This is a genomic window from Microbulbifer echini, assembly GCF_041447225.1.
Lineage (GTDB): Bacteria > Pseudomonadota > Gammaproteobacteria > Pseudomonadales > Cellvibrionaceae > Microbulbifer > Microbulbifer echini.
On the sequence record NZ_JBGMEL010000003.1, the window covers coordinates 84,699 to 97,693 of the forward strand.

Genomic DNA, 12,995 nt, shown 5'->3' on the forward strand with positions numbered 1-12,995 from the left:
ACGCGAGATTTTTGGAGAGTATGACATGACAACAGCCTTTTTTCGGCAGTTACTGACTCGGTTCGGCTTGGTGCTGCTGCTGTCGATCCCAGGCGCAACATTTGCTGCCAGTGGCGCCGGTACACTGTTGGTTCTGGGGGACAGTATTAGTGCCGCCTATGGCATTGATGAGGAATTGGGTTGGGTCAACCTGTTGCAGGAGCGCCTGCAGAAAAAGGGCCGCCCGATAAAGGTGATCAATGCGAGCGTCAGTGGTGAGACTTCGGCGGGCGGGCTGACCCGGCTGCCGCGATTGATGAAAGAGCACAATCCCCAGTGGCTGATTGTTGAATTGGGCGGCAACGATGGCCTGCGTGGTTATCCGCCACAAAGCTTACAGCGCAATTTGCAGCAGATGGTTAAGCTGGCTAAGGATTCCGGCGCTGAGGTTCTGCTGCTGGGTATGCGCATCCCGCCCAACTATGGCCGTGCCTATACCGAGGCTTTTGCCGCTGTTTTCCCTAAAGTGGCTGAGACGGAAGAGGTTTCCCTGGTGCCCTTCCTGTTGGAGACCGTGGCCCTGGAGCAGGGCGCTATGCAATCCGATGGTATCCATCCCACCGCCAAGGCGCAGCCGGCCCTGCTGGAGCATATCTGGCCCTGTGTGAAATCCCTGTTGGGGGACAAGGCGGCTGGTGAGTCGTGTACTCCGTGATCGAAATGCGTACAATCGCGCCCCCAGGAACAGGAAAGCCTGGCTCTGGTCTCACTGGCTAAGGTTTTTGAACTGCTGTAGTGGGGCCGGTTACTGGTTGCGAAAGAGTTAGAGAGACACCATGCCCGAATTGGAAAACCGCCGCGAGCGACTCGAATTTAACAAGCTGCAAAAGCGTCTGCGCCGCCATGTGGGCCGCGCTATCGCCGACTTCAATATGATTGAAGAGGGTGACAAAATTATGGTCTGCCTGTCCGGCGGCAAGGATTCCTATGCCATGCTGGATATCCTGCTGAACTTGCAGAGAACGGCGCCGGTTAACTTTGAACTGGTGGCGGTCAATATGGACCAGAAGCAACCGGGTTTCCCCGAGCATATCCTGCCGGAGTATCTCCAGTCCCTGGGGGTTCCCCACCATATTGTGGAGAAGGATACCTACTCGGTCGTGAAGGAAGTGGTGCCTGAAGGCAAGACTACCTGTGGGCTCTGCTCGCGCCTGCGCCGGGGCACACTGTATGGCTTTGCTGAAGAAATCGGCGCCACCAAGGTGGCACTGGGCCATCACAAAGACGATATCGTAGAGACCCTGTTCCTGAATATGTTCTATGGCGGACGCCTCAAGGCGATGCCGCCCAAGCTGCGCGCCGATGATGGGCGCAATATCGTGATCCGCCCGATGGCCTACTGTCGCGAGGATGACATTGCCCAGTACGCCGAACACAAGCAGTTCCCGATTATTCCCTGCAACCTGTGCGGCAGCCAGGAAAACCTTCAGCGTCAGGCGATAAAGCAGATGTTGCGGGAGTGGGATAAGAAATTTCCAGGGCGCAGCGAAAATATCTTCGCCGCATTAACACGAGTATCCCCGTCGCAACTGGCCGACAGGGATCTGTATGACTTTGAAAGCTTGGAACTGGATCGCTCTACGCCGTCGGCTGCCGAGCGCCCTGACCATTTAATTCAGCGCCAGGTGAATTCGTGGGAGCCGGAAGATGCCCAGGAGGCTGTGCCCCAGTATATCGAGGCGCGGAATTTGTAGGGTCAGCACCGCTCACTAATTGGGCGTAACTGCACTCAAAGTCCTGCGTTGTGGCGCTGGGCCCGTGGTGGAAGTGCTGATGCCACAGTCGTGCCATTTTCGCCACATCATTGGTTTCCGGCTCGGGAATCTTGTGTACCTCCGCGGAGCGGTAGACCAGCCAGGCAATGGCCGTGGCGTAGCGCAGGTTGGTGGTCAGTTCGCTATGGGGGTGATCGAGGAAATCCCGCTGGCTGGCGAGCCCCCGAATTTTGGAGGCCAGTGCGGGGTGGTCAATCAGGTAGTTGTCCCAGATTTCCCGGTGGGTATGGGGCTGGATTTGATAGATCCCCAGCCCGTGGCGCCTTCCCTGCTTGAGGTGGAATCCCAGCTGTGATTCCTGTGCGGCAGTGCCCAGCAATAGGTTTTCCATACCCTGACTCCAGGCTCTCAAGTGCTTGAGGGTGGGACGGATAACCTGGAGGCGCAGTTCGTCCAGACAGATGCCCATAGTGTTGTCTTTTTTCTGTGGTTGTCCTGAATATTTAGTTTGCGGATTGAGTTGGCGCCAGCCGTTAAGTAGATTTACGCGCAATAAACATAACTATTTTTCAAGTGGCTCCGGTTCGGTAGCGCATTTCGCTCAAAAAGCGAGCAAGGTGTCGCAAAAATTATCCTTTCCCGGCACCGCTCCGTTTTGAGCAGAAGGAATTCCCATGCCCGCACAGTGGCTCATTGCCTTAACTTTTGTTGCCTATCTGGCTCTGATACTGGTGATTGGTGTTTACGCGTATATGCGTACTAAGAATGCCAGTGACTACTTCCTCGGCGGGCGCTCGCTGCCGCCAGCTGTTGCAGCATTGTCGGCCGGTGCTTCAGATATGAGCGGCTGGCTGCTGTTGGGCTTGCCCGGCGCCGCGTATGCAGCGGGCCTGTCCGCAGGCTGGATCGCCATAGGGCTTTTCTCCGGTATCGTATTGAGCTGGGTAACGATGGGCCGCCGCTTGCGGATTTATACCTATGAGTTGGATGACTCACTGACGGTGCCGGCCTACCTGGATCGCCGTTTCAAGATGGGGCACCCCTACCTGCGTACTTTGTGCGCGGTGTTTATCCTGCTGTTCTTTCTCTTCTATGTCGCATCGGGCTTGATTGCTGGCGGTAAGTTGTTCGAAACAGTTTTTGGTTGGGATTACCGCTGGGCAGTGATTGTCGGCGCCGTTGCCGTGATTTCTTACACGCTGTTTGGTGGCTTCCTGGCAGTGTCCTGGACCGATGTTTTTCAGGGGTTGCTGATGAGTGCGGCCCTTGTTGCTGTGCCGTTAGTCGTCATCACCGACCAGGGCGGTTTTTCCAACAGTTGGGCCCGGTTGCAGGCAGAAATGCCGCAGTTAACTCACTGGCTGAGGGACAGTAGTGGGCAGGCGCTCGGCCTGGTGGCCATTTTCAGTTCTCTGGCCTGGGGGCTCGGTTATTTTGGCCAGCCCCATATCCTGGCGCGTTTTATGGCGGTGCGCAGCCCGGACGATGTTCCGGCAGCGGCGGCCGTCGCAGCGGTATGGTCCTTGATCGGTTTTCTTGGTGCTATGGCCGTGGGCCTCTTTGCCCATTTGCAAATTCAGCAGGGCCTGGCCGACGGCGAAACCGTCTTTATGGAGCTGGTCCAGGTTCTGTTCCACCCAATTGTTGCCGGTGTGCTTCTGGCTGCGATCCTCTCCGCCATTATGAGTACGGCAGACTCCCAGCTGCTGGTGTCCTCCGCGGCATTGGCGGAAGACATTTATCACGTTTGGTTCGGACGCAAGACCAGCCCGGAGGCCATGGTCAAAGTAGGGCGCTGGGCGGTGGTGGCGCTGTCGCTGATCGCCGTATGGGTCGCTATGGATCAGGATTCTCAAGTACTGGATGTGGTGGGTTACGCCTGGGCGGGGCTGGGCGCGGCCTTCGGGCCGACGCTGCTGATAAGTCTCTACTGGTCCCGAATGACGGGTAGCGGTGCTATCGCAGGCGTGATTGTGGGCGGAGTCACCGTGGTCGTTTGGGAGCAGCTCTCCGGGGGCGTCTTTGATACCTATGAACTGCTGCCAGGCTTTATTTTCTCTGCAGCTGCTATCGTCATAGTTAGTGCGCTGACAAAATGCCCGGAAGCCGTGGCCTCGCAGCATAAAAAACTGCTGGGATGAGCCCGGGGGCAATAGGCTCCTAGATCGATGGGGCTGGTCGTTCGTCGGATGCGCGAAGGGCGCGCCTTACGTGGGTGCGACTGTTGTGAGGTGAAAAGGATTTCCATCCGCAGCGATTATTCCAATAGCGGTTGGAGATACTGAGTGATCAAAGTTCATCTCGGTGATATCACGCGATTAACCGTCGATGTTATCGTCAATGCCGCCAATGCACACCTACTGGGCGGCGGTGGTGTGGACAGAGCCATTCACCGTGCTGCGGGTCCGAGCCTTGAGGAGGTCTGCCGCGGTATTGGCAGTTGCCCTGTGGGCGAGGTCCGCGCAACCAGCGCCTTCTCAATACCGGTTAAACGTATTTACCATACGGTAGGCCCCGTCTGGCGAGGTGGTCGCCTGGGTGAGCCGGAATTGCTATCCAGCTGTTACCGCCAGTGCCTCGCCTTAGCGCGGCGTGAGAGTATGCACTCCATCGCTTTTCCAGCAATCAGCTGTGGCGTCTACGATTACCCGCCCGAATTGGCGGTAGAGATTGCCGTGGAACAGGTGCAGCAGCATCTGGAGAGAGAAGGTGAACCAAAAAGCATTGTATTTTGCTGCTCCGATGCGCATATGGCTGAACTCTATCACTCTCAATTGGGCGCTTATGTACGGCGTTAGCTGAGCACTTTGTGCCCCTGCCTGATACTTTCGGCCATTGATTGCGCGGCGGGTGTTGAGGATGATGAGCGCTCTGGCAATAAAAAATAAGAAAAGGAGATTGTCATGCGCAGTGCCGAGCAGTGGTTTGCTGAATACGGAGAGAGCCACCAAAACCCCGTCAATAAATCCATTCATTGGATTGCGGTGCCGGTGATATACGCCACCGTTGCCGGCCTCTTGTGGGCCATTCCGCAGCCACAGTTTATGGCTGAAATCCCCTGGTTAAATTGGGCCGTGATAATTACGGTGCCGGTGATGTTGTTCTATTTTGCCCTGTCTTTTCCCATTGGCCTTGGAATGACTGCCTTGACGGTGGTCTGCCTGTGGGCCTGGTCTGTGGTGGAGCGACTGGGGCTACCGGTGTGGCAGACTGCACTTGGGTTGTTCGTGGTGATGTGGATCTTCCAGTTTATCGGTCACCATATCGAAGGGAAGAAGCCCTCCTTCTTTAAGGATGTCCAATTCTTATTGATTGGTCCGGCGTGGGTAATAGGCTTTATTTATCGCAAGATGGGGATTCAGTACTGAGTGGGTTTGTTGGCTAGGTCCGCAAAGGGGCGGCAGGCTTGTCGCCCCGGCCTTGCCGGTCTGAGCTCAGCGGTTGTAGTGCACCGGTACCTCCAAGGTCTCCTTGACCTCTTCCATCACCACATAGCTGGTGCACTCCTGCACTTCCGGCAGGGTTAGTAAAGTTTCTCCGTAAAACTTTCTGTAGGCACTCATATCGGCTACCCGGGCTTTGATTAGATAATCGAAGTTACCGGAGACCAAATAGCATTCCTGTACCTCCGGCAGCGCCGCCACGGCATTGCGAAACTCTTCGAAGGCATCTTGGGCGGAGCGGTTCAGGCGGATCTGAACAAATACCACCAGCGCCGCATCGAGGAATTCCGGGTTGATGAGGGCGGTGTAGCCTTGGATAACGCCATCATTCTCCAGCCGCTTCACCCGCTCCACACAGGGCGTGGCCGTTAACCCTACTTGCCGGGCCAGCTCCGCATAGCTGGTGCGGCCATTTTTCTGCAGAACACGCAAGATATTGCGGTCTACCGTATTGAGTTCTTCGGCGCGTTTGCGCATGGCTCTGTTTCCTCCGTAGGCGATCAGCTCAAAAAATACACTTATCACTACAGTTAATAGTCGATTCCACTAGTTTGATAAAAAATCTTATAGAAATCCACTCTATAGCTGGCTCTATACTGGGGAAAACATAGAAATTAGGCGTAGCTTTAGCCGTATGGCAAAGACCGAGCCAGACACAGAGATTAAGGAGCAGAAAATGTTGATTGGCGTCCCGAAAGAGATCAAAAACCACGAGTATCGTATTGGCCTGACGCCGTCGAGTGTTCGCGAACTGGTTGGCTATGGTCATCAGGTGATCGTTCAAAAGGATGGCGGTACTGCTATCGGCTTTACCGATGACATGTACGAGCAGGCCGGGGCCAAGATTATCGATACGCCGGAAGAGATATTTGCCAGCGCTGACATGATCGTCAAGGTAAAAGAGCCGCAGCCCCACGAATGTGAAATGCTGCGTCCTGGCCAAGTGCTTTACACCTACCTGCATTTGGCTCCAGACCCCAAACAAACCGAATTGTTGGTTAAATCTGGGGCTACCTGTATTGCTTACGAAACAGTGACTGACCGTTTTGGCGGTCTGCCGCTGCTGGCGCCGATGTCTGAAGTTGCCGGCCGCATGTCTGTGCAGTGCGGTGCGCACCATCTGGAAAAAGCCCAGGGTGGACTCGGCGTGCTGTTAGGCGGCGTACCCGGAGTGGCGCCTGCCAAAGTGTTGATTATTGGCGGTGGTGTAGTTGGTACCAATGCGGCCAAGATGGCGTTGGGCATGGGAGCTGATGTGACCATCCTGGACCGCTCTCTGCCGCGTCTGCGTCAGCTGGATGATATCTTCGGCGGTGCTGTGCGCACTGAGTACTCCACTAACGATGCCATCGAAAAACACGCGCTGGAAGCCGATCTGGTTGTCGGTGCGGTACTGATTCCTGGTGCTGCAGCTCCGAAGCTGTTGTCGCGCGATATTATCAGCCGCATGAAGAAAGGTGCTGTGGTCGTAGATGTGGCGATTGACCAGGGAGGTTGTTTTGAAACCTCCAAGGCCACTACGCACCAGGAGCCCACTTACGTTGTTGATGGTGTCGTGCACTACTGTGTGGCGAACATGCCAGGCGGTGTTGCGCGCACTTCAACTATGGCACTGAACAATGCGACCTTGCCTTATGCTGTCGCTCTGGCAAACAAAGGCGCCAAGAAGGCGTTGCTGGATGATGCCAATTTGCTGGAAGGTCTGAACGTCCACGCGGGTATGGTGACTTATAAAGCTGTTGCCGATGTGTTGGGTTATGAGTTCATCGACCCCAAACTGGCTCTGCAAAAGATGGCAGAGGCTGAAGGCGCTATAGCGTAAGGATTTGCGGTTGCACGGCAGCCGCAGTTTGCATAAGACAGCGATAATGCGCTTGTTTTAATGGGAATTTTCCCCGGAACGCTCTGTGGCGTTCCTCTCTGTGAGACCTGATGGCTTTTGCCATCATTGTGGCCGCGTTTCTACGCGGCTTTTTTATTGTTGTATTTCCCTCTTTTTTCATTTTACGCACAGCTGAGATTAGCAAGAGGACTAAGAATTATTTTCTAGGTTTCCCTTCCCGTTATTACGAGCTTATCTGATGAAAAAAGAAGACCCCGATGGATCTCCTTGTAAAAGAAAACGTGGCGCCCTGCTAGGAGCGTCTCTACTTTCCTGAATGTGGTTAGTCCTTAAAGATCAAAGTAACCAGACCTCTACCCGGCGATTTCTTATTTTAGCGCTGGAGCTATTTGAGGCAATCGGCAGGTAGGCCCCAAAACCTTGAACGGGTGCGGTGTTAATTTTGTAATCGCGCAGGGCAGAACGCACGGTAGCCGCCCGAAGTTTGGAGAGAACTACCGAGCGCTCTGGGCTAACTTTTTCATCGCCAAATCCGATCAGTAATAATTTCCGCCCTTGCTGCAGGGGCTTTTTCATATAGCTTGCCAGCCGTTGGATATCCTGTTGGGCTTTATTGTCCAGAGAGGCGCTGCCCGCGGAAAAGCGAAAGTTGATGCTCAGGCGCTCGGCATTTCGAGTGAGCTCTAGATATTCACTCGGGCCCTCGCGCGTTCCTTCGGGTTTCGCACTGGTTGGTGTTTGTGCGACAAACCCAGTTGATTTCACCTGTTGTTGTCCTGCTTCGCTTTGTACAAAGCGCAAAAATTCTACTGCTATTGGTTGGTTGGAATACGCCGGGGTATATAAAAATAAGCGGCGGGACAGGGGATAATCTTCCGTTGCGATGGTTAAGTGTTCTGGTGCCTGCGGCAGTGTATTTTCATCGGAAACCGCGATCGCTTTTGCTTGACGAATAGAGGCTAGTCCGACAAAGCCAATACTGTTGGAATCCATGGCAACGATATCGGAGAGTTGATCGTTTGATTCAAAGCGCTTGGCGCTGCTGGTCAGTGAGTAGTGATTGCCAAGTACCAAGCTTTTAAAAGTATCCCAGGTGCCGGATTGGTTGTCACGGGCATAGACGTTTATACGACCATTGCCTTCTCCGAGCTCTGACCAATCGGTTATTTTTCCGGAAAAAACAGCACCGATCTGTTGCAGGGTCAGCTGACTTAAGGGGTTGCTTGGATGCACGATAATTGCCAATCCATCGATGGCGATAACATGCTCGGCATTTCTGCTACGCATATCACCCAGCTTTCCGAGGGCTGTAAATTCCTTGTTTCTAATGGGGCGGGAGGCCATGGCGATCTCTGCCTGTGCCTTTTCGAGCCCCTTAAACCCTGTACTGGAACCGTGTGCGGCAATATCGACAAATACAGCGCGCTTACCAATATTTCCATGTACGCGGATTTCATTGAGCGTGCTGAGTGGCTTAATACGGATGTTGGTGACACCTTTTGCGCTTAGGTAGTCACGAACCAGATTGGGGGCTAGCTGGGCTCCGATAGTATTGGAGCCGTGCAGGCTAAATAATTTACCGTTCGTGCTTGCGGGAAAAGCGGGGAGGCTTGCTAAGGCTACGGGGATCTGTACGCAAGCAAAAAGCAGAATTAGCGGACGGCACAATCGTTGAAAAAACAGGTACATAAAAGCTCGACCCTAGGAAAGTAAAACGAGGCCGCAAAATATGTCTTATTTATGACAGAATGATGAAATCTTGGTGAATAAAGTGTGCAAAAGTCTCATTATTGTGTGCGGCAAGACTTGGCTGTGGTAAAGAAAGCATGATTGCCCGACTTTTATGAAGGGGTGAGGTGATAGGTATTAATAGTTTGTAATACATGGCTCACCTCACTCGTCTAGTGGGCGGGGAAAAGCCGGCTTACCAACACAGGTAATGCTGTTTCGACCCTCAGAATACGAGGTCCCAAGTGTACAGAATTGAAACCGATCTCTTTGAGTTTTTCCACTTCGTAGGGAATAAAGCCGCCCTCGGGGCCGATGACCAGAGTGCAGCTCTCGCCGAGATCGACTGGACAGGCCTCGCCTCCAACTGGATGGGCAACCAATTTGAGTGAATTCTTGGCGAGCTCAGGCAGCTCATCTTCAACAAATGGTTTGAAGCGTTTACGCAAGATAATTTGCGGCATTTTTGTGTCAACGGCCTGTTCGAGCCCCAGTAAACACTGCTCGAGGAGTTTTCCCTCGTCCAGCCACGGCGTTTGCCAATAGGATTTTTCCACACGGTAGCTATTGATCAGTACCAGCCTTTTTACTCCGAGAGCGGTGACATGCTGGATGATGCGCTTGAGCATTTTAGGGCGTGGCAAGGCTAGGATTAAGGTAACCGGCGGGGGCGGGGGTGGGCTTTGGGTGAACTCTACTCGGAGTTCTACATACTGATCGCTAAGATCGGTAATTTCCCCAAGACCGATATCTCCGTCTATTAAGCCTACACGCAAGTGCTGACCGGGCTCGGCCCGGTGCACTTTACTAATATGTTCCAGTCTGCGCCCTGTGAGACGGACGATGCCGGGACGGATAAAGTCCGTTTCATGTAACACAATTAGGTTCACAGTCGGGGCTCTTGTAAAGAAGGAAAATTGTTATTGCGAGGGCAACGAGGCCGAGTTTACAGCTGGGCTGTGGCAATGGCGCCCTTTCCCACACCTTCATAGGCATGCACCCTAATCTCTTTACCCGGATGTCTCTCTGCGAGGGAGTGGGCGATATATTGGGCCAATTGTTCAACGGTGGTATCGCAATCGACAATTTCACAAGCGTTTGCGGGTAACTCCAGGGTGAACGCCCCCTGTTGAGCGCGATAGGCAAAGCGCAAGCGGTGTTCGCTTCCACCGGCGTCTTTGCACAGATCTTCACGGGTGCCCAGATAGATATCTTTCCAGCGTTGCGCCCAGTCTTGCTCTAAGTGTTTATTGCGCTCGCCGGCAACGAAAATTTGGATACGTGAGCGGTGGCCGTGGGCAATACGCTGGCAGTTGCCTTGGTGTTTCTTGAGGCCGTGGCTGTAGTGGTAAAAGGCATCCTCGATGTTCTCGTCTACAAAAGTCAGGCTTAACTGTTCAACACTGGTGGGAAATGAGTTGGCCAGTTGTTGCACGCTCCAGACCGCGACATTTTCGGCGGTAATCGCGTCACTCTCAACCAATGCGAAGGCCTGATCCGGGCCGGATACGGAAATTTGTTCTCCGCTGGAAAGCGTCCAGCTGAGAGAAATTTTTCCATCTTGGTGGGTTAATGTCAGCCCTGGTGCGAGGGTAGGCACCAATAGGCGGTGATCGAGCTGATCATCCAGCCAGTGGCGCAATGTTTTTTTAACGATGCCAAAGTCGCACACCATGCCCTGGCTATCGAGCGCGCCATCGAGTACGGCATTCGCCAGCCAGGTTTCGCCTACCAAGCCGCGTTGGTGGTCCAGGTAGCTGAAATCAACATTGGTCAAATTATCGACAAACAGGTGCATGGGTAACTCTTTAGATGGGGGTAAAGTAGTAGTCGTCTATTATAACCTGTTAATAGGGCTGGAACTCGCGCCTTTAACCCTCTATAATCGCGCCCTCTTCGGATGCACCGAAGATCGTTGTGGCGGCCCTTCCGGTCCCCTCGCAATGAGCAGCTGTGAACTCCGCCAGGCCCGGAAGGGAGCAACGGTAGCAGTGGTATCATGTGCCGAGGGTGTGCTGGTTGGGCTGCCTCCATTTACGCCTTTCCTCGACTACTTTTCCCTCTTTTTTACACTGTGTATTGCGCAGCGTCGGCTCGGCTTTAGTTGCCCCCGCTGAGTTGTATCTCCCGAGCACACCGTACTTTTCCCCATAAAAGTCCCAATACAGGGGATTTTGTGTCGATCTACGCTTAACTTCTTTGTCTGCCGTCGCTGGTAGCCGCTGGCTTATGCTATAAACGGCGACAGTTGAAGATCTAATAATGAAATCTGAGGGGAAGATGAAGAAAGTTGCTCTTGCCATTGCGGCTACGGTAGCCCTGTCTGCCTGTGACAGCGATCAGCAGTCGTCAAAATCTATCGGTGTGGCGCAGGCCAGCGCAGAAAGTGCTGCGGCCAAGCAGGGTCCGCTGACTGCTGAGGATGCTCAGGCATTTCTCGATAATGCTCAGATCCGCCTGGAAAAGATGGCTCAGGAAATGAGCCACGCAGCCTGGTTGGCATCCACCTATATCAATCTTGACTCACAGTATGTAGAGGCGCTGGCCTCTGAGCGCTATACGACTATGGCTGTGGAGCTCGCTTCGGAAGCCGCCAAGTTTAATGGCCTGGAATTGGACCCGGATACCCGCCGCAAGCTGACCCTGTTAAAACAGGGCTTGGTATTCCCCGCGCCGAAAGATCCCGCACTGACCACAGAGTTGGCACAGATCGGTTCGAAGATGCAGGGTATGTATGGGGCCGGCAAATACTGCCGTGAGGAAGAGGGTGCAGAGAAGTGCTACACCCTGACCGAAATGGGTCGGATGATGGCGACCAATCGCAACCCGGAACTGCTGAAGGATTTATGGGTGGGCTGGCGCAAAATCTCCCCCCCTATGAAGCCACTGTATGAGCGTCAGGTCGAGATCGGTAATGCGGGTACAGAAGAGCTGGGTTACGACAATCTAAGCGTTTTTTGGCGCTCTAAGTACGATATGGAGCCGGATGCCTTTGCTGCCGATATGGATGCTCAGTGGGGCAAGGTAAAGCCTCTGTATGAGGCTCTGCACTGCCATGTACGGGCTAAATTGAATGAGCACTACGGCGATGAAGTGGCACCCGCCCAGGGCAAAATCCCTGCGCACCTGCTCGGCAACATGTGGGCACAGGAATGGGGAAATGTGTATGACCTGGTTAAAGATAAGGATATGCAGGCGCCCTATGACCTGACTCAGCTGGTGGTTGATTCCGGCATGAGTGAGCAGGATATGGTCAAAGTGGGGGAAAAATTCTTTACCTCCCTGGGTTTTGAGTCACTGCCAAAAACCTTCTGGGAACGCTCCCAGTTTACCCAGCCTCGCGATCGCGATGTGGTCTGTCACGCCAGCGCATGGAATATGGATGGTCAGGATGACATTCGCATCAAGATGTGTATTAACAAAACGGGCGAAGACCTAGTCACCATTCACCATGAGTTGGGGCACAATTTTTACCAGCGCATCTACAAGGATCAGCCCTTCCTTTATAAGGAGGGTGCCAATGATGGCTTCCATGAAGCGGTAGGCGATACTATTGCGCTGTCTATTACGCCGAAATACCTCAAGGAAATCGGTTTGATGGATGAGGTACCCGATGAAAGTAAGGATATTGGCTATCTGATGCAGCAGGCGCTGGATAAGATCGCCTTCCTTCCTTTTGGTTTGTTGGTGGATAAGTGGCGCTGGCAGGTATTTAACGGTGAGGTACAGCCTGCCGATTACAACAAAGCCTGGTGGAAGTTGCGCGAGGAGTACCAGGGCATCGCGGCTCCAGTAGAGCGTACCGAGGCGGACTTTGATCCGGGCGCCAAGTACCATATTCCTGGCAATACTCCCTATGCCCGTTACTTCCTGGCGCGTATTCAGCAGTTCCAGTTCCACCGAGCGCTTTGCGAGGCCGCCGGTGAGACTGGACCCCTGCATCGCTGCTCTATCTACCAAAATGCTGAGGCGGGCAAGAAGCTGCGCACCATGTTAGCGATGGGGGCCAGCAAGCCCTGGCCGGATGCGATGAAAGCCTTGACGGGGCAGCGTGATCTGGATGCTTCGGCGATTATCGATTACTTCCAGCCTCTGATGGCCTATCTGGAAGAGCAAAACCAGGGGCGCCAGTGTGGCTGGTAGCCGGGTAAATTTTGGGCTCTGATTTAAGCTTGATTTAAAAAGGGGGGATTCATTTAATTCCCCTTTTTTATTGCCCATCAAAAG

At 53.7% G+C, this 12,995-nt stretch carries 12 protein-coding genes and 1 other RNA gene; 8 read left to right on the plus strand and 5 right to left on the minus strand.

The window, feature by feature from the left end; translation table 11 throughout:
* The first annotated feature begins 25 nt into the window (after positions 1 to 25).
* Both ACCI51_RS04160 and ttcA read left to right on the plus strand, forming a co-directional pair.
* Positions 26 to 694, plus strand: a complete 669-nt coding sequence (locus ACCI51_RS04160; protein WP_371842708.1) for an arylesterase — start codon at positions 26 to 28, stop codon at positions 692 to 694.
* Positions 695 to 815: 121 nt separating this feature from the next.
* Positions 816 to 1,733 (plus strand): tRNA 2-thiocytidine(32) synthetase TtcA, encoded by a 918-nt coding sequence (gene ttcA, locus ACCI51_RS04165; RefSeq protein ID WP_371842709.1) that lies wholly within the window; start codon positions 816 to 818, stop codon positions 1,731 to 1,733.
* Here the strand turns inward: ttcA and ACCI51_RS04170 are convergent.
* The gene (locus ACCI51_RS04170) at positions 1,618 to 2,307 is read right to left on the minus strand and encodes a hypothetical protein (protein WP_299583535.1); all 690 of its coding nucleotides are present in this window, start codon (positions 2,305 to 2,307) and stop codon (positions 1,618 to 1,620) included. The two genes, ttcA and ACCI51_RS04170, sit on opposite strands and share 116 nt — an antisense overlap.
* A gap of 121 nt (positions 2,308 to 2,428) precedes the next feature.
* On the opposite strand from ACCI51_RS04170, the gene putP reads away from it, so the two are divergent.
* The 3 genes from putP (at position 2,429) to ACCI51_RS04185 (ending at position 5,122) form a co-directional block, all read left to right on the plus strand.
* Positions 2,429 to 3,895, plus strand: a complete 1,467-nt coding sequence (gene putP / locus ACCI51_RS04175) for a sodium/proline symporter PutP (RefSeq protein ID WP_371842710.1) — start codon at positions 2,429 to 2,431, stop codon at positions 3,893 to 3,895.
* A gap of 144 nt (positions 3,896 to 4,039) precedes the next feature.
* Positions 4,040 to 4,552, plus strand: a complete 513-nt coding sequence (locus tag ACCI51_RS04180) for a macro domain-containing protein (RefSeq protein ID WP_299583529.1) — start codon at positions 4,040 to 4,042, stop codon at positions 4,550 to 4,552.
* Positions 4,553 to 4,657: 105 nt separating this feature from the next.
* Positions 4,658 to 5,122, plus strand: a complete 465-nt coding sequence (locus tag ACCI51_RS04185) for an Mpo1 family 2-hydroxy fatty acid dioxygenase (protein ID WP_299583526.1) — start codon at positions 4,658 to 4,660, stop codon at positions 5,120 to 5,122.
* 66 nt (positions 5,123 to 5,188) lie between these two features.
* Here the strand turns inward: ACCI51_RS04185 and ACCI51_RS04190 are convergent, their stop codons facing one another.
* Entirely contained in the window at positions 5,189 to 5,674 is a 486-nt protein-coding gene (locus ACCI51_RS04190) for an Lrp/AsnC ligand binding domain-containing protein (protein WP_020411656.1), read from the minus strand.
* A gap of 199 nt (positions 5,675 to 5,873) precedes the next feature.
* Between ACCI51_RS04190 and ald the strand changes: the two genes are divergently transcribed.
* Positions 5,874 to 7,019, plus strand: coding sequence for an alanine dehydrogenase (ald, locus tag ACCI51_RS04195; RefSeq protein ID WP_299583523.1), 1,146 nt, complete (start codon positions 5,874 to 5,876; stop codon positions 7,017 to 7,019).
* Between the two features lie 357 nt (positions 7,020 to 7,376).
* On the opposite strand, the gene ACCI51_RS04200 is transcribed toward ald, so the two are convergent.
* The 3 genes from ACCI51_RS04200 to ACCI51_RS04210 form a co-directional block, all read right to left on the minus strand.
* Positions 7,377 to 8,729, minus strand: a complete 1,353-nt coding sequence (locus tag ACCI51_RS04200; protein ID WP_299583520.1) for a phosphate ABC transporter substrate-binding/OmpA family protein — start codon at positions 8,727 to 8,729, stop codon at positions 7,377 to 7,379.
* Between the two features lie 212 nt (positions 8,730 to 8,941).
* Positions 8,942 to 9,658 carry a 16S rRNA (uracil(1498)-N(3))-methyltransferase gene (locus ACCI51_RS04205; protein WP_299583517.1) on the minus strand — a complete coding sequence of 239 codons (717 nt, stop codon included), beginning with the start codon at positions 9,656 to 9,658 and terminating at the stop codon, positions 8,942 to 8,944.
* Between the two features lie 56 nt (positions 9,659 to 9,714).
* A complete protein-coding gene (locus ACCI51_RS04210) occupies positions 9,715 to 10,566 on the minus strand; it encodes a 6-carboxytetrahydropterin synthase (RefSeq protein ID WP_299583514.1) in 852 nt (283 codons plus the stop codon).
* A 129-nt stretch (positions 10,567 to 10,695) separates the two neighbouring features.
* On the opposite strand from ACCI51_RS04210, the gene ffs reads away from it, so the two are divergent.
* Positions 10,696 to 10,792, plus strand: an RNA gene (gene ffs, locus ACCI51_RS04215) — signal recognition particle sRNA small type.
* Positions 10,793 to 11,048: 256 nt separating this feature from the next.
* On the plus strand, positions 11,049 to 12,911 hold the full coding sequence (locus ACCI51_RS04220; protein ID WP_371842711.1) for a M2 family metallopeptidase: 1,863 nt from the start codon (positions 11,049 to 11,051) through the stop codon (positions 12,909 to 12,911).
* Positions 12,912 to 12,995: the final 84 nt, after the last annotated feature.

Bases quoted from the DNA above. Each gene is read 5' to 3' on its own strand.
- ACCI51_RS04160 (WP_371842708.1), top strand. From the start codon at position 26: ATGACAACAGCCTTTTTTCGGCAGTTACTGACTCGGTTCGGCTTGGTG.
- ACCI51_RS04220 (WP_371842711.1), top strand. From the start codon at position 11,049: ATGAAGAAAGTTGCTCTTGCCATTGCGGCTACGGTAGCCCTGTCTGCC.
- ald (WP_299583523.1), top strand. From the start codon at position 5,874: ATGTTGATTGGCGTCCCGAAAGAGATCAAAAACCACGAGTATCGTATT.
- ACCI51_RS04200 (WP_299583520.1), bottom strand. From the start codon at position 8,729: ATGTACCTGTTTTTTCAACGATTGTGCCGTCCGCTAATTCTGCTTTTT.
- ACCI51_RS04190 (WP_020411656.1), bottom strand. From the start codon at position 5,674: ATGCGCAAACGCGCCGAAGAACTCAATACGGTAGACCGCAATATCTTG.
- putP (WP_371842710.1), top strand. From the start codon at position 2,429: ATGCCCGCACAGTGGCTCATTGCCTTAACTTTTGTTGCCTATCTGGCT.
- ACCI51_RS04185 (WP_299583526.1), top strand. From the start codon at position 4,658: ATGCGCAGTGCCGAGCAGTGGTTTGCTGAATACGGAGAGAGCCACCAA.
- ttcA (WP_371842709.1), top strand. From the start codon at position 816: ATGCCCGAATTGGAAAACCGCCGCGAGCGACTCGAATTTAACAAGCTG.
- ACCI51_RS04210 (WP_299583514.1), bottom strand. From the start codon at position 10,566: ATGCACCTGTTTGTCGATAATTTGACCAATGTTGATTTCAGCTACCTG.